This window comes from Bradyrhizobium sp. 137, from assembly GCF_023074095.1.
Lineage (GTDB): Bacteria > Pseudomonadota > Alphaproteobacteria > Rhizobiales > Xanthobacteraceae > Bradyrhizobium.
In genome coordinates this window covers 37,458-53,445 of record NZ_JADPKU010000061.1, presented here as the reverse complement: position 1 = coordinate 53,445, position 15,988 = coordinate 37,458, and the positions used below count along the sequence as shown (strand labels likewise).

Annotated in this window: 14 protein-coding genes; 8 read left to right on the top strand and 6 right to left on the bottom strand. The window is 65.8% G+C overall.

Annotated elements, in window-relative coordinates; translation table 11 throughout:
* The first annotated feature begins 295 nt into the window (after positions 1–295).
* From IVA78_RS18395 to IVA78_RS18385, 3 genes are all read left to right on the top strand, one after another.
* Positions 296–1,426, top strand: a complete 1,131-nt coding sequence (locus tag IVA78_RS18395) for a site-specific DNA-methyltransferase (protein ID WP_276017351.1) — start codon at positions 296–298, stop codon at positions 1,424–1,426.
* 190 nt (positions 1,427–1,616) lie between these two features.
* Positions 1,617–1,943, top strand: coding sequence for a hypothetical protein (locus IVA78_RS18390; protein WP_247466881.1), 327 nt, complete (start codon positions 1,617–1,619; stop codon positions 1,941–1,943).
* A 130-nt stretch (positions 1,944–2,073) separates the two neighbouring features.
* On the top strand, positions 2,074–2,754 hold the full coding sequence (locus tag IVA78_RS18385) for a glutathione S-transferase family protein (protein WP_247279641.1): 681 nt from the start codon (positions 2,074–2,076) through the stop codon (positions 2,752–2,754).
* Between the two features lie 58 nt (positions 2,755–2,812).
* On the opposite strand, the gene IVA78_RS18380 is transcribed toward IVA78_RS18385, so the two are convergent.
* The 3 genes from IVA78_RS18380 to IVA78_RS18370 form a co-directional block, all read right to left on the bottom strand.
* On the bottom strand, positions 2,813–4,822 hold the full coding sequence (locus IVA78_RS18380; RefSeq protein ID WP_247279640.1) for a methyl-accepting chemotaxis protein: 2,010 nt from the start codon (positions 4,820–4,822) through the stop codon (positions 2,813–2,815).
* A 275-nt stretch (positions 4,823–5,097) separates the two neighbouring features.
* Positions 5,098–5,232, bottom strand: a complete 135-nt coding sequence (locus IVA78_RS18375) for a DUF1127 domain-containing protein (RefSeq protein ID WP_247279679.1) — start codon at positions 5,230–5,232, stop codon at positions 5,098–5,100.
* An 86-nt stretch (positions 5,233–5,318) separates the two neighbouring features.
* Positions 5,319–5,762 (bottom strand): nuclear transport factor 2 family protein, encoded by a 444-nt coding sequence (locus tag IVA78_RS18370; RefSeq protein ID WP_247279639.1) that lies wholly within the window; start codon positions 5,760–5,762, stop codon positions 5,319–5,321.
* 92 nt (positions 5,763–5,854) lie between these two features.
* On the opposite strand from IVA78_RS18370, the gene IVA78_RS18365 reads away from it, so the two are divergent.
* Positions 5,855–6,778, top strand: coding sequence for a LysR family transcriptional regulator (locus IVA78_RS18365; RefSeq protein ID WP_247418007.1), 924 nt, complete (start codon positions 5,855–5,857; stop codon positions 6,776–6,778).
* Between the two features lie 88 nt (positions 6,779–6,866).
* Here IVA78_RS18365 and IVA78_RS18360 read toward each other — a convergent pair whose 3' ends face one another.
* Positions 6,867–7,487, bottom strand: coding sequence for a glutathione S-transferase family protein (locus tag IVA78_RS18360; protein WP_247279638.1), 621 nt, complete (start codon positions 7,485–7,487; stop codon positions 6,867–6,869).
* Between the two features lie 128 nt (positions 7,488–7,615).
* Here IVA78_RS18360 and IVA78_RS18355 point away from each other — a divergent pair, with 128 nt between their 5' ends.
* Entirely contained in the window at positions 7,616–8,899 is a 1,284-nt protein-coding gene (locus IVA78_RS18355) for a flavin-dependent oxidoreductase (protein WP_247279637.1), read from the top strand.
* 250 nt (positions 8,900–9,149) lie between these two features.
* On the opposite strand, the gene IVA78_RS18350 is transcribed toward IVA78_RS18355, so the two are convergent.
* Together IVA78_RS18350 and mutY are read right to left on the bottom strand one after the other, a co-directional pair.
* On the bottom strand, positions 9,150–9,569 hold the full coding sequence (locus IVA78_RS18350; RefSeq protein ID WP_247279636.1) for a PaaI family thioesterase: 420 nt from the start codon (positions 9,567–9,569) through the stop codon (positions 9,150–9,152).
* Between the two features lie 67 nt (positions 9,570–9,636).
* On the bottom strand, positions 9,637–10,737 hold the full coding sequence (gene mutY / locus IVA78_RS18345; RefSeq protein WP_247466878.1) for an A/G-specific adenine glycosylase: 1,101 nt from the start codon (positions 10,735–10,737) through the stop codon (positions 9,637–9,639).
* Positions 10,738–10,902: 165 nt separating this feature from the next.
* Here mutY and IVA78_RS18340 point away from each other — a divergent pair, with 165 nt between their 5' ends.
* The 3 genes from IVA78_RS18340 (at position 10,903) to smc (ending at position 15,869) form a co-directional block, all read left to right on the top strand.
* On the top strand, positions 10,903–11,394 hold the full coding sequence (locus IVA78_RS18340) for a DciA family protein (RefSeq protein WP_247300892.1): 492 nt from the start codon (positions 10,903–10,905) through the stop codon (positions 11,392–11,394).
* Positions 11,395–11,532: 138 nt separating this feature from the next.
* Positions 11,533–12,189, top strand: coding sequence for a DsbA family protein (locus tag IVA78_RS18335; RefSeq protein ID WP_247466875.1), 657 nt, complete (start codon positions 11,533–11,535; stop codon positions 12,187–12,189).
* A 215-nt stretch (positions 12,190–12,404) separates the two neighbouring features.
* Positions 12,405–15,869 carry a chromosome segregation protein SMC gene (gene smc, locus IVA78_RS18330; RefSeq protein WP_247466872.1) on the top strand — a complete coding sequence of 1,155 codons (3,465 nt, stop codon included), beginning with the start codon at positions 12,405–12,407 and terminating at the stop codon, positions 15,867–15,869.
* Positions 15,870–15,988 lie beyond the last annotated feature (119 nt).

Below are 15,988 nucleotides of genomic sequence, written 5' to 3'. Positions count from 1 at the left end.
CTAGTGCGACACCATGCCGATGCCAGCAAATTTTTCCGAGCCTCGAGCAACTTTTTCCGAGAGAAATTTGGAGCCTTCCTGGAGCCTCGACTGCTTCCGCGACGCGAAGAAGCGCGAATTGCACTGTAAAACAGGGGGAATGCGCGCGACGTCCCGCACACAATTCGCGATGCGGAGGCTGCTCACGAAAGCGGCGGGTTAAGTCGATTTTTACTTTGCCGCTTCAATGTAACGGTCAGTCGGTTGTTTGGTCCCGCGTCGCCGACAGCGTCGCCTGAGTCAGAGTTCTTGAGTCATGGTAGAGTCGCGTCGCGGGGCGTCTGCAAGGGCGCCCCGCACAAATTTTGAGTCCCCTTCGCATCGTATCATCCTCGGTGATTGCGTCGCCGAGATGTCGAAGCTTCAGGCCGGTTCGGTCGACCTCGTGTTTGCCGATCCGCCCTACAATCTTCAACTTAAGGGCGATCTCAAGCGCCCTGACGAATCCCATGTCGATGCCGTCGACGACGACTGGGACAAGTTCGATTCGTTCTCCGCCTATGACGATTTCACCCGCGCCTGGCTGCTTGCCGCCCGCCGCGCGATGAAGCCGTCGGCGACAATCTGGGTGATCGGCTCCTACCACAACATCTTCCGCGTCGGCGCCATCATGCAGGATCTCGGCTTCTGGCTCCTCAACGACATCGTCTGGCGCAAGACCAACCCGATGCCGAATTTCCGCGGCCGCCGTTTCACCAACGCGCACGAGACCATGATCTGGGCCGCGCGCGACGAGAAGGCCAAGGGCTACACGTTCAACTACGAGGCCCTGAAAGCTGCGAACGAGGACGTGCAGGCGCGTTCCGACTGGCTGATTCCGCTCTGCACCGGCGAGGAGCGCCTCAAGGGCGCCGACGGCAAGAAAGTTCATCCGACGCAGAAGCCGGAAGGCCTGCTCGCGCGTGTGCTGCTGTCCTCCTCCAGGCCCGGCGATCTCGTGATCGATCCCTTCAACGGCACCGGCACCACCGGCGCGGTCGCAAAACGTCTCGGCCGCTCCTATATCGGGTTCGAACGCGACAAGACCTATGCAGAGGCGGCCGAAGCCCGCATCGCGGCCGTCGAGCCGCTGCCGGAAGAGAGCCTGGCCCCGTTCATGACCGCGCGCGAAGCGCCGCGGGTGGCGTTCTCCGAGCTGATCGAGCGCGGCATGATCATGCCCGGCACGAAGCTGTTCGACGCCAAGAAGAAGCTCGGCGCTCTCGTGCGCGCCGACGGCGCCATCATGTTAGGGGACAAGGTCGGCTCGATCCACCGCATCGGCGCCGTGGCGCAAGGCTCGGCCGCGTGCAACGGCTGGACTTTCTGGCACGTCGAGACCAAGAAGGGCCTCAAGCTGATCGACGAGCTCCGCGCCGAGATCCGCGCCGGCATGGCGGCGGAGTAGTTTCCCCTCTCGATGGTCATTCCGGGGCGCGCCTCTTGGCGCGAACCCGGAATCCATTGGCCCCCGTGCCCCCGTTGTACGATGGATTCCCGGCCCGCGCTTCGCGCCCCTCGGCATGACGAGCGTAGTTGAACGCGCCCGCTGTCAGGACTAGGATCAGCACATCGCACCCCGTCCTGGTCCGGATCCCATGCGACGACAGTCCGAGACATTGCTGCTGGTGCCGCTGCTGCCGATCTTCCTGCTCGGCATGTTTCCGATGTTCCTGATCGCGCTCTTGGGATTTTTCGGCCTCGCCTTGTTCGGCGTGCTCGTGGTCTGCGTCGGGCTTGCCAGCAGCAACGAGGCCCACGACAATTTCAACCATGATGTCATCGTGCATGGCTACGCGCGCGGATCGGAGCGCAAGGCGCGGGCCTCCGACATGCATCTCGCGACCAAGCTCGGGCTGCGCCTAGAAGCGGTCGGCGCGGCGATGGTCATTACGGCGGCGATCGGTCTTTGTTACGCCGGCTGATCTGCGCCGCGCGCAGATACCGCCCGGCAAACTCGCCGGTTGCGCATCCGCATGGTTCGGGTCAGACAAAGCGGCCTCGCGGCAATGATGCGGCGCCGCTCTCGGCAACGAACCCCTGGGGAGATGATCGATGCTCAAATTCTACTTCAACGGATCGCCGAACCCGACCAAGGTCGCGCTGTTCCTCGAGGAGGCCGGACTGCCGTTCGAGCCCATCGCGATCGACACCCGCAAGGGCGAGCAATTCACGCCGGAATTTCTCAAGATCAATCCGAATGCCAAGGTGCCGGCGATCGACGACGGCGGCACCATCGTTTTCGACAGCAACGCCATCCTGCTCTATCTCGCCGAGAAGACCGGCAAATTCCTGCCCGCCAATCGCGCCGAACTCCTGTCCTGGCTGATGTTCGTGGCAACCGGTGTCGGCCCCTATTCGGGCCAGGCCGTGCACTTCAAGCATTTTGCGCCGAAGGACCAGAACCACGACTACGCCCACAACCGCTACCAGTATGAGACCGATCGCCACTACAGGGTTGTCGACGCTCACCTCAAAGACCGTCGCTACATGGCCGGCGACGACTATTCGATCGTCGACATGGCGCTGTGGGGCTGGGCGCGGATGGTGCCGTTCAAGCTTGGCGACGACGCCTTTGCGCGATACCCGAATGTGAAGCGGCTGGTGGACGAGATCTCAGCGCGCCCCGCGGCTGCGCGTGCCATCGCGTTGAAGGACAAGTTCACCTTCAAGGCCGAGATGGACGACGAGGCCCGCGCCAACATGTTCAAGCACATGACGGCGAAAGTGGCCTGATCGCGCCGCGCCGGTCCATGAGGCCACGCGCATGCGCGTGGCCTCGTGCTTTTGCGACTCAGGCGGCGTGGACCGAGTTCAGGAACCTGGCGACCTCGACCTTCAAGCGGTTGCTGTCCGCCGATAGCGAGCGCGCCGCCGAGAGCACCTGCGAGGAGGCCGAACCGGTCTCGGACGCCCCGCGCTGCACGTCGCCGATATTGGTCGAGACGCGCTGGGTCCCGTGCGCGGCCTGCTGCACGTTGCGGGAGATTTCCTGCGTGGCGGCGCCCTGCTCTTCCACGGCGGCGGCGACCGCCGAGGAAATCTCCGACAGCCGCTCGATGGTGCCGCTGATCTCCCTGATGGCGCCGACCGATTGCTCGGTAGCGCCCTGGATGTTGGCAATCTGCTGGCCGATCTCGCCGGTCGCCCTCGCCGTCTGCTCCGCGAGCGCCTTGACCTCGGACGCGACGACGGCAAAGCCGCGGCCGGCCTCGCCCGCGCGCGCAGCCTCTATGGTGGCGTTGAGTGCGAGGAGATTGGTTTGCCCGGCGATCGTGCTGATCAGCTCGACGACATCGCCGATCCGAGCGGCCGCCTTGGAGAGCTCGCCGACACGGTCATTGGTCCTGCTCGCCTGACCCACGGCCTCACCCGCGATGCGGGCGGATTCCTGCACCTGGCGGGCGATCTCGCTGACCGACGAGGACAGCTCCTCGGTGGCGGAGGCGACCGCCTGCACGTTGGCGGTGGCTTCCTGCGATGCGGACGCCACTTCAGTCGACAGATCCTGGGCGCGCGAGGCGGTCGTGGTCAGCGTGCCGGCGGACGCTTCCAGCTCGTTCGACGCCGATGACACTGTGTTGACGATCTCGCCGACGGCCCGCTCGAACTGGTCGGCAAGCCTGACCATGTCTTTCTTGCGGTTTTCGGCCTGCCGCGCCTCGAGTTCGGCCTGCTCTGCGCGCATGCGCTCGGTGTCGATCATGTTGTCCTTGAATACCTGGATCGCTTTGGCCATGTCGCCGATCTCGTCCGCCTTGCCGCTCCCGGGAATGTCGACATCGAGATTGCCGCCGGCCAGCCGCCCCATCGCGCGCGTCATCGAGGTGAGGGGCCCGACGATGCTGCGGGCGATCAGGAAGGCGACGATGCCGCCGAACAGGATGGCGAGGCCGCCGGCGATCTCCTGAATGGTCGTCGTGCCGGCGATCACAGCTTCGGCATGGTTACGCGATTCCTGATAGTCTTTCTTCAGCGTCGCTTCCGCGGCCTTGAGCCTGGCGATACTATCGACGATGAGGGGCGCGAGATTCTTGTGATAGATCTCGTCGGCCTGAAGCATCGCGGCCGATGTCGTCTCGAACGCGGATTTGTAGATTCCGAGCGAGGTCTTCACCGGCGCGAGCGTGGCGCGCAAGTCCGTCGCCTGTGGGCTTTTCTCGATCGCCGCGAGCCGTTGCGCTGCCCTGTCCACGCTCGCCCTGAAATTCGCCGGCCCCTGCGCGTCACGCACGGCCAGAAAACGCCAGTTTGCGACCCGGACAAGGAGGATTCTGGATTCGAGGTCCGCGACCAGCGCTGCGGTGTCCTCGTCGGCCGAGGCGCGCGCCGCATCGACCAGCTTGCCCATCTTGACGGCCAGCTCCTCCCCGCTCGGCAGCAGCGTCGCCTTGCCCGTTCTTGCCTCGTTGACGGCGTCTCCGAGATTGTCACGCAGCCGTCGCATTTTGGCGATGTCGTCGATGAGGCCGTTGTAGAGCGCTCGCCGCTCCTCCGAGCGCGTTCCCTTCGCCCCGACCTGCAACAGCTCGGTCGCCGCGGTCTCCCGCTCTTGCGCCTCCTTCATCGCCGGCTCGTTGGCGTCGTAGACGTAACGCAGATTGGCGCGCTGAATCGCCTGAAGATGGGCCGATATCTCCAGCACCCGCGCCGTGCTGTCCGAGAGCGCGGATTGTCTTGCGACCTGATCCTGCACCGCCCGCAAATTCCAGACGGCGACCACCGCCATCACCAGACCGACCGCCACAAGGGCCATGAAGCCTGCGTACAGGCGTCCCCTGATCCGCAAACGAAACTTCGGCATTCCCACTGTCCACCCAGATGCATTTCACTTCGAGCGGCCGAACAATTCCGGCGATCGTCACCGGCCACCCTGGCAGCCGCGCGTCGCGTCTTTGCGACTCACGCTGCACCGCGACACAATGGGGGACACTCGTTAATTGAACCTTCCAATTTTTCACGCCGAGCCGCGGCAACGCCGACGCAACTGCCGATTTTGTCGGCAGTTGCGCAAGGTTCTGGCGTGCGTCCCGCACCGGCTTGCAGATCGCTGCATGGGATGCCCTGGACGCGCTCTCTCTATTTCCGCCGGACAGGCTTCTTCAGCTCGTAGGCGATCTCTGCCCGGGTTATCCCACAGTCCTGAAGCTCCCGTTCGGTCATGGCGGCGAGCTGAGATCGTGCCTGAGACCGCTCGCGCCTGAGGCGGGCCATTTCGACCAGCGCCTGCCAGGTCTGCACGATCGTTATCGGCTGTGGCGGACGACATCGGCCGGCGGAGGTGACGCGGCTCAATCCACTCAGCTCGCCGCCCTCATGCCCGCTTGGGGAAAAGGACCGAGCGCCTTCTCGGTCAGGACTGAGTCGCAATATTCCCGGATCTCCTTGATCTTGCCGTCCTCCAGGCGAAACACGAGACAATAGTCGTTGTCGTAACGGACACCTTCGGGCGTGACGTTGTCGCCCTTGGCTTCCACCACGACGATATCGCCATCGGCAATGAAGCGGTGGGCGACCGTGCGCGTGCGGTCACGCAGGCGGGTGCGGACATAGCCGTGCAGATCGTTGAGGATCGCCTCCTTGCCTGCGAAGGTGCGCGACCAGGAATATTGCCCGGTCACGACCCATTTGGCGTCGTCGGCAAGGCTCGCGGCGAACAGCGCGCGGTCGCGCGCTGCGGGATCAGGGTTGGCGGCGGCGGCAAAGATATCCTGCATCAGTTTCTTGTTAGCGCTCGCGCTCATGGCGGCATCTCCTTGTGGTGACATCGGGGAAGATCATCGCCGGCCGAATACAATTCTTCAAATCGATAGCTAATATGATATCTATTCACCTCATGAATTTGAATTCGCTTGACCTCAACCTCCTGACCGCTCTCGATGCATTGCTGCGCGAGGCCAATGTCAGCCGCGCCGCACTCCGGATCGGCCTGTCGCAACCGGCGGCGAGCCATGCGCTCCAGCGCCTGCGTGACATCTTTGGCGATCCGCTTTTGGTGCGTACCGGCGCGCGCATGGAGCTGACACTACGGGCCGAGGCGCTCCGCGCACCGCTGGCCCACGCGCTCGACCAGGTGCGTGGATTGTTCGTGCCTGAGGACTTCGACGCGGCGCGTAGCGAACGGCAATTTCGCCTGATGATGCCGGACCTTGCGGTCGAGCTGTTGATGCCGCCGCTGATGGAGAAGGTGACGCGCCTTGCGCCCAATGTCCGCATCGAAATCGTGCCATGGCGGGGACCTGCGATCTTCCACGCCGAGTTCGCCCGCACCATCGACCTCGTGATCTCGATCGGCAACGCCTTCAAGGGATTTCACCGCCAGCTGCTTTACACCGACAGCGATGCGCTGGCGGTGCGGCGCGGCCATCCCATGGGGGCGAAGCTGAAGCGCCGCTCGGCGTTCCTAGCTGCGCGTCATGTCGGCGTGATCATCCGCGGCCAGAGCGAGGATCTGATCGATACCTGGCTGCGCAGCAAAGGCATCGAGCGGCACGTCTCGCTGGTCGTGCCTGGATACCTCGAAGCCCTGCACGTCGCCGCCCGCACCGACCTCGTCGCCTTCGTGCCGCGCCGGCTGATCGCGGCGCTGTCGAGCCAGCTCGGCCTCGTCACGGTGACGCCGCCGCTCGACCCCGGCATCGACGAGCAGTTCATGTTCCATCCGACCCGCGCGCAGATGGACCCGGGATCGGTCTGGCTGCGGCGGCTGATGCTGGACACCGGACGGGAGTTGGAGAAAGCCAAGCGCAAGCTCCCGTAGGGTCGGCAAAGCGAAGGTGCCCACCATCTCGCGGCTTGGAAATGGGTGGGCACGGCACTTCGCGCCTTTGCCCACCCAACAAGGCCGCTTATGCCTTCTGCGCCTCCATTACCTTGCGCACGGCGGGGCGGTCGGACATGCGCTTGAAGTGATCCGCGATCTTCGGCGTCGCGTTGATGTCGACGCTGTCGCCTTCGAGCCAGGTCGAGAGGGTGTAGAGATAGGGATCGCAGATCGTGTACTGCTCGCCCATCACCCAAGGGCCCCGAAACATCTTCTGCTCGATCAGGGAGAAGCAGGCGCCCATGGTCTTCGGGACCATCGCCTTCATGTCGGCGAACGAGCTCTCCTGCGTCGCCCAGCGCGGACCGCGCATCTTGTGGGCATGGTTGATGTGTACGGTCGAGCAGAGATAGGAGTTGAACGACTGCACCTGGGCGAAGTCGAATGGATCGTCGAGCGGCGCGAGCTTCGCCTTGGGGAAGGTCTGCGCGAGGTAGGCCAGCATCGCCGGCGTCTCGGTCAGGACGCCGCGATCGGTCACCAGCGCCGGCACGCGGCCCTTCGGATTGATGGCGAGATAGTCCGGGCTGTTCTGCTGGTTATCTTTGAAGCTCAGCCGTTCGGCCGTGTAGTCGGCGCCGGCCTCCTCTAAGGTGATGTAGGTGGCGAGCGCGCAGGTGCCAGTGGCGTAGTAGAGCTTGAGCATGTCGGACCTCGTGGGAAAGCTGGAAATTAACGGCTGCCGGCCCCCACGTCCATAGCACGATACCCTCTTCGCAGTTGCCCACCGCCGCCCGCCTGTGCCAAGACGCCGGCAACAGGAGGGGGTTTGTCATGACGGTACTCATCGCCGGTGGCGGCATCGGCGGGCTGACGCTTGCGCTCAGCCTGCACGGAATCGGCGTTCCCGTAAAAGTGTTCGAGAGCGTCGCGGAATTGAAGCCGCTCGGCGTCGGCATCAACGTGCTGCCGCATGCGGTGCGCGAGCTGATCGAGCTCGGACTGATGGAAAAGCTCGACGCCAGCGGCGTGCGCACCCGCGAGCTCGCCTATTTTTCCAAGCATGGCAAGCCGATCTGGAGCGAGCCGCGCGGGCTAGAGGCCGGCTACAAATGGCCGCAATTCTCGATCCATCGCGGCACGCTCCAGCAGCTCCTGCTCGACACTGCGGTCGAGCGGCTCGGCCGCGAGAACATTCTCACCAGCCATCATCTGACCGGCTGGACCGAGACGGCGGGTGGCGTGCGCGCCGACTTCATCGACAGGGCGACCGGCAAAGCCGCAGGCAGCTACGACGGCGCGATCCTAATCGCCGCCGATGGCATCCATTCCGCCGCGCGCGAAAAGCTCTATCCGAACGAAGGTCCGCCGATCTGGAACGGCCGCATTCTCTGGCGGGGCGTCACGCCGGCGAAGGCCTTCCTCACCGGCCGCACCATGATCATGGCCGGCCATGAGATCCTGAAATTCGTCTGCTACCCGATCTCGAAAGAGCCGGATGCGGCGGGCAATCACCTCATCAACTGGGTCGCCGAGCGCCACATGCCGCCGACCTATCAATGGCGCCGCGAGGACTATAACCGCACGGCTCGGCTGGAGGAATTTCTGCCCTGGTTCGAGAGCTGGCGGTTCGACTGGCTCGACGTGCCCGGCCTGATCAAGAACTGCCCGCACGCCTACGAATATCCGCTGGTCGACCGTGATCCGGTGTCGCAATGGACGTTCGGCCGTGTCACGCTGATGGGCGATGCCGCTCATCCCATGTATCCGATCGGATCGAACGGCGCCTCGCAGGCGATCCTCGATGCCCGCGTCATCACGCGTGAAATCCTGGCGCATGGACCGACGCAGGCAGCGCTGCTCGCCTATGAGGCCGAGCGCAGGCCCGCGACCACCGACCTCGTCCTGCTCAACCGCAAGAACGGCCCCGAGCAGGTGATGCAGCTGGTCGAGGAGCGCGCGCCCGACGGCTTTGAGGTCGTCACCGACGTGCTGTCGCAGCAGGAGCTGGAAGACATCGCCGCCAACTACAAGCGCGTCGCGGGTTTCCAGGTCGAGGCGCTGAACGCCAAGCCGGCAATCGTGAGCAAGGACGCGAAGCGGGTCGGTATGCGCTAGCTCAAAGCGAGTGCGCATGAGTGTGCCCTCGCCCCGTGTGGGAGAGGGCAACTCGCCGGTAGACACAGACTCACTTGGGTGAGGGGTTCTCTCCGCGCGTTCACGCGATTTGAGTTCGCGGAGAGATACCCCTCATCCGGCGCCAAAGCCGAAGCTTCGCTTCGGCGTCTTTTAAGGACGGCCGCCGGAGGCGGCCTTTGCCACCCTCTCCCACAAGGGGAGAAGGGAAGTGGAGCGCGTGGCTACCGTCTTACCGCACCACCCTTGCCGCCTCCAGCAGCCGCTCGGTCGCACTTGCCGTCGCCAGCACCGTGCCGTCCTCGGCCATCAGCTTGCCTTCGACGAAGGCGATGGTCTTGCCGAGCTGCGTCACCTGGGCCTCGCCGACGATCGGGCCGGGCTTTGCCGGCGACAGAAAATTCACGGTCATGCTGATGGTGGTGGTGTAGAGCCGGCCCTCGCTCATCACCAGCACGGCGGGGCCCATCGTGTCGTCGAGCATGGCCGAGAGCATGCCGCCCTGGATGAAGCCTGCTGGATTGCAGAACTCCGGCTTGCCCTCGAAGCCGAGCTTGATCCAGCCCTCCTGCGGGCGGGCATCGAGCAGGCGCCAGCCCAATAGCTCGGCGCAGGGCGGTCTTCGAAAGTTGTCCAGCGCAGTCTTGACCATGCGAACCTCCGTTGCCGCCGCTGGATAACGCAGGTCTGCTGCCAGCATGATGTCAGCAGAGTGGGCGCTAGAGATCCAATCCATGCGCGATGACCTTGCGCATGACGTTGGGCAGCGCTTCGCCGGCAAGCGTGGCGATCGGCACCCACCGCATGCCCTCGGGCGCGCGCGTGCGGGCTTCCACCTTCGCCGTATAGACCACCAGCTCCAGCGGAAAATGCGTGAAGACGTGGGTGACGACGCCCATCTTGCGCTGCCAGCGCGTCAGCCCCTTCAGCTCCGGCGCCTGCTGCTTCGCCGTCGTATCGTCCTGGCCGGCGAGCCAATCCGAGCACGGCACCTCGGTCATGCCGCCGAGCAGGCCCTTTTCCCGCCGGCTGCGGACGAGCAGTTCATCGCCCCGGGTGACGACGAAGGCGGCACCGCGCCGCAACGTTCCGCTCTTCTTCGGCGCCTTGCGCGGAAATGTTTCCTGCGTCCCCCGCGCTCGTGCTACGCAATCCTCGTTGAGCGGACACAGCGAGCAGGCCGGCTTCTTCGGCGTGCAGATCGAGGCACCCAGGTCCATCAGCGCCTGTGCGCTGTCGCCGGCGCGAGAGTCTGCGAGCAGCGTCGTTGCCAGTTGCTGGATCAGCGGCTTGGCCTGCGGCAGCTCCTCCTCGACCGCGAACAGGCGCGAGACCACCCGCTCGATATTGCCGTCGACCGGCATGGTGCGGCGGTCGAACGCGATCGCCGCAATTGCAGCTGCCGTGTACGGCCCGATTCCGGGCAGCGCACGCAGGCCCTCCTCGGTGTCGGGAAAGACGCCGCCATGCTCGCGCGTCACCGCGGCCGCACAGGCGTAGAGGTTGCGCGCGCGCGAATAGTAACCGAGCCCGGCCCACATCCGCAGCACGTCGTCGAGCGAAGCCCGGCCGAGCGCCGTGACGTCCGGCCAGCGCGCCACGAATTTCTCGAAATAGGGCCCGACTGCCTTCACCGTGGTCTGCTGGAGCATGATCTCCGACAGCCAGACGCGGTAAGGGTCTGATGCCTCGCCGGGCGCCGCGCGCCAAGGCAGACGGCGGCGGTGGCGGTCATACCAGTGAAGGAGCGCCAAAGGACGAACCAGATGTTCCGGTTGGACTGGTTCCGATTTCGTCTTGCGGGCCGATTTGGGGGGCATGCTCGCACTGTAACGATGTGGGGCCGGTCTCTCCATGTCCTGCCCGCGCTTGTCGCGGGCATCCACGTCTTTCTTCCTTCGCGGCAAGGCGTGGCTGGCCGGAAGAAAGCCCGGCCATGACGGCAGCAGTTCCTCGCGCGACGGGCACAGTGCTATAAGGTCGCCATGTCCAAATTCCCGCCCAAACCCGGCCCCATTAGCGCAAAGCCGCTTTCGCTCCTGCTGAACGACGTCTTCGCCGAGGCGTATGCCAAGCAGGGCTTTGCGGCGCGCGAGCTGGTGACGCGGTGGGCGCAGATTGCGGGGCCGGAGATCGCGGCCCATGCCGAGCCGCTGAAGATGCAATGGCCGAGGCCGGTGGAGGGCCAGCCGCAGGAGCCGGCGACGCTGGTGCTGCGGGTCGAGGGGCCGATGGCGCTGGAGATCCAGCACTCCGCCGACGTGATCCTGGAACGGGTCAACCGCTTCTTCGGCTGGAGCGCGGTCGGCAAGCTGGCCTTCCGTCAGGCCCCCCTGTCGCGCACCCGGCGGCCGGCTCGGCCGGGCCCGCCCGATCCCAAATCGGTGGCCAAGGTGGCGGAGAGCTTGGGCGACATCGAAGATGAACAGCTCAAGACGGCGCTGGCGCGGCTCGGAGCCGCCATCAAGCGAAATTGAGCCTCATTCCCTAGCTAATCTGGACCCCGACTTGTCGCTCGCCATTGCCTCAGTCGACGTTTCAAGCTAGCGACAGGCCGCCCGGGCGGGAACTCGATAGAGCCCTCGGGCGACACTTTGCCAATCCGGGAGCCGACCGTGATCATCACCCGCCGCGCCTTCACAACGATGCTGTCGCTGACCGGGCTTGCCGCGCTCGCCGGGTTCTCGCCGCTGCGGTTGGTGTCCGAGGCCATGGCCCAGTCCGCCGCTGATGTGGCGAAGCCCGTGTCGCTTCCCGACATGGCGCTCGGCCCGAACGATGCCGCGGTCACCATCATCGAATACGCCTCGATGACCTGCCCGCATTGCGCGGCCTTCAACGAGCAGGTGTTCCCCAAGATCAAGAAGGAATACATCGACACCGGCAAGGTGCGTTACATCTTCCGCGAGTTCCCACTCGACATCAAAGCCGCCGCAGGCTCGATGCTGTCGCGCTGCATCGCCAATGGCGACGCGCCGAAATATTTTGCGGTCACGGACATGCTGTTCCGCCAGCAGAACGACTGGGTGGTGAAGAACACCACCGAGACCCTGACACGGATCGGCAAGCAGGCCGGCCTCACCCAGCAGCAGGTCGAGGCCTGCCTGAAGGACCAGGCGCTGCTCGACAAGATCGCCGCCGACCAGAAATACGCCAGCGACGTTCTGAAGGTGGATTCGACGCCGACGTTCTTCATCAACGGCGAGAAGATCAAGGGCGAGGCCTCATTCGAGGAGTTCGCCAAGAAGATCAATGCGCTGCTGAAGAGCTGATTCGCACGCCACAATTCTGATTCGCGCATCTAAAGCCGTATCATTCCTGGCATAAATCCCTTGGGAAAAGCGGCTTTCGCCGGTTGCCCTCGCGGCGCACCGCGGCCATTGTCCGCCGCACGAGCCGCCTCGCGCGACTCGCCCAGACAGCGACAATGCCTTCCATGATATTGTCCCGGCAGGGGATTCGCGCCTGCCAACAGAGATGCGTGTTTATGAAAATCACCCGCCTGCGCCTTCACGGCTTCAAGTCCTTCGTTGAGCCCACGGACTTCGTTATCGAGCCCGGCCTGACCGGCGTGGTCGGCCCCAACGGCTGCGGCAAGTCGAATCTGGTCGAGGCGCTGCGCTGGGCGATGGGCGAGACATCATACAAGTCGCTGCGCGCCGCCGACATGGACGCCGTGATCTTCGCCGGCTCCGGCAACCGCCCGGCGCGCAACCACGCCGAAGTGACGATGACGATCGACAATGCCGACCGCACCGCGCCGGCGGCGATGAACGACAGCCAGCTTCTCGAAATCTCCCGGCGCATCGAGCGTGAGGCCGGCTCGGTCTATCGCATCAACGGCCGCGACGTGCGCGCTCGCGACGTGCAGATCCTATTCGCCGACGCCGCCACCGGTGCGCGCTCGCCGGCGCTCGTCCACCAGGGCAAGATCGGCGAAATCATCCAGGCCAAGCCCGAGCAGCGCCGCCGCGTGCTGGAAGACGCCGCCGGCGTCGCCGGTCTGCACGCCCGCCGTCACGAGGCCGAACTGCGGCTGAAGGCGGCCGAAACCAACCTCACCCGCGTCGAGGACGTGATCGGCCAGCTCTCCGGCCAGATGGAAGGCCTGAAGAAGCAGGCCCGCCAGGCGGTGCGCTACCGCGAGGTCGCGGCCAAGGTGCGCAAGGCCGAGGCCACGCTGTATCACCTGCGCTGGCTCGGCGCCCATGCCGACGTCAACGAGTCCGGGCAGACGCACGATCTCGCGGTCCGCGAGATGGCCGAGCGCACCCAGCACCAGGCCGAAGCCGCCCGCATCCAGGCCATCCGCGCCGCCGAGATGCCGGCGCTGCGCGATGCGGAAGCGCGCGCCGCGGCCGGGCTGCAGCGCCTCACCAATGCCCGCGAGCAGCTCGACCGTGAGGAAGAACGTGCCAAGGAGCGCGTCGCCGAGCTCGAACGCCGTCTCGCCCAGTTCGAGGGCGACATCTCGCGCGCCCAGCAGCAGACCATGGACGCCGACGTGGCGCTGCAGCGGCTCGACGCCGAAGACGCCGAGCTGAAGGAAGAGATCAAGTCGCGCGTCGAGAAGCGCTCCGGTGTCGACGAGCGCGTCGCGGAAGCCGAGGCGGTGCTGACCGAAACCGAGCAGCGCTTCGCCGAACTCACCACCGCGCTCGCCGACCTCACCGCCAAGCGCAACCAGTTAGAGGCCAACGTCCGCACCCATCGCGACAAGCTCGCCCGGCTCGACCAGGAGATCGCGAATGTCGCGGCGGAAGAGCAGAAGCTTGCGCAGGAGACCGGCGGCTTCGGCGATCTCGACGAGCTGACCGCTCTGGTCGAGATCGCAGAGCAGACGCTGGCCGCTTCGGAAGCCGCAGCGCAGGCAAGCGAAGCCGCGCATGTCGCCGCGCGCCAGACGCTGGAATCCTCGCGCTCGCCGCTGGTCGAAGCCGACAAGCGCGTGCAGCGGCTCGAGACCGAGGCGCGCACGATCTCCAAGATCGTCAACGGCGAGACCAAGAACCTGTGGCCGCCGATCATCGACGGCATCACCGTCGACAAGGGATTTGAAAAGGCGATCGGCGCCGCGCTCGGCGACGATCTCGACGCGCCGGTCGATCCCTCGGCGCCGATGCGCTGGACCAATGCCGGCGTCACCGACGGCGATCCGGAGCTGCCCGAAGGCGTCGTTCCGCTCGCCAACCACGTGCAGGCGCCGGCTGAGCTGGCCCGCCGCCTGGCGCAGATCGGCGTGGTGCCGCGCGAGCGCGGCGCCGAGCTGGTCTCGCAGCTCAAGACCGGCCAGCGGCTGGTCTCGCCCGAGGGCGATGTCTGGCGCTGGGACGGCTTTGTCGCCGCAGCTCATGCCCCGACGGGTGCCGCGCGGCGCCTCGCGGAGCGCGCCCGCCTTGTCGACATCGAGAACGAGCTGGAGCAGGCCCGCATCGACGCGCAGATCAAGCGCCAGGCGCTCGAGAATGCCGAGTCCGAGTTGCAGATGGCGGCCAGCACCGAAGGCGCCAGCCGCGAAGCCTGGCGTGCCGCGCAGCGCGAGCTCAACGTCGCGCGCGAGCGCCATGCCACCGCCGAGCGCGAGATCAGCCGCCATGCCGCGCGCAAGGCGACGCTGTCGGAAGCGCACAGCCGCCTCGCCGCCGACCGCGCCGAGGCCGAGGCCGCTTACGAATACGCCGAAGCCGGCATCGGCGAGCTGCCGTCGAGCGAGGACACCGAGACCCGTCTCGCCGCCGTCCGCAGCGACATCGAGGGGCATCGCCGCATGGCCGCCCAGGTCCGCGCCGAGGCGCAGGCACTGGCGCGCGAAGCCGAGCTCGCCGACCGCCGCGTGCAGGCGATCCTCGCCGAACGCACCGAGTGGCAGAACCGCAAGGAGAGCGCGGCCTCCCACATCGACACCATCCAGGCCCGCATCGCCGAACTGACGATCGAGCGCGGCGAGCTCGAAAACGCACCGGCATTGTTCGCCGAGAAGCGCAGCGCGCTAATCACCGAAATCGAATACGCCGAGAACGACCGCCGCATGGCTGCCGACGCGCTCGCCGCCGCCGAAACCGCAATGGCGGAGACCGACCGCGTCGCGAAGCTGACGTTAGAGGCGCTCTCCAGCGCCCGCGAGGCCACCGCGCGCGCCGAGGAGCGCATGGAAGGCGCGCGGCGCCGGCTCGAGGACATCGAGCGCGAGATCCGCGACATGCTCGAAGTCGAGCCGCAGGCCGTCGCCGGCCTCGCCGAGATCGAGCCCGGTGCCGAGCTGCCGCCGCTGCACGACATCGAGGAAGAGCTCGAAAAGATGCGCCGCGACCGCGAGCGCCTCGGCGCAGTCAACCTGCGCGCCGAGGAAGAGCTGCGCGAGGTCGAGGCCCAGCACACCGGCCTCGTCACCGAGCGTGACGACCTGGTTGAGGCCATCAAGCGGCTGCGCCAGGGCATCCAGAGCCTCAACAAGGAGGCGCGCGAGCGGCTCCTGACCTCGTTCGAGGTCGTCAACAGCCACTTCAAGCGCCTGTTCGTCGAACTGTTCGGCGGTGGCGAGGCGGCGCTGCATCTGATCGAGAGCGACGACCCGCTCGAAGCCGGTCTCGAAATTATCGCCAAGCCGCCGGGCAAGAAGCCGCAGACGCTGTCGCTGCTCTCGGGCGGTGAGCAGGCGCTGACCGCGATGGCGCTGATCTTCGCGGTGTTCCTCACCAATCCCTCGCCGATCTGCGTGCTGGACGAAGTCGACGCGCCGCTCGACGACCACAATGTCGAGCGCTACTGCAACCTGTTGCACGAGATGACCGGCTCGACCGACACCCGCTTCATCATCATCACGCACAACCCGATCACGATGGCGCGCATGAACCGGCTGTTCGGCGTCACCATGGCCGAGCGCGGCGTCTCGCAGCTGGTGTCGGTGAGCCTGCAAGAGGCGGTGGATATTCTCGACCAGAACGTGGCGTGACGCGCGATCCCTCCATACCCATTGACGTCATCATCCGCGCAGGCGGATGATCCAGTACGCCGCGGCTTCTCGGCTTGACGGCACCCTCTCGGAGTACTGGATGCCCCGCCTACGCGGGG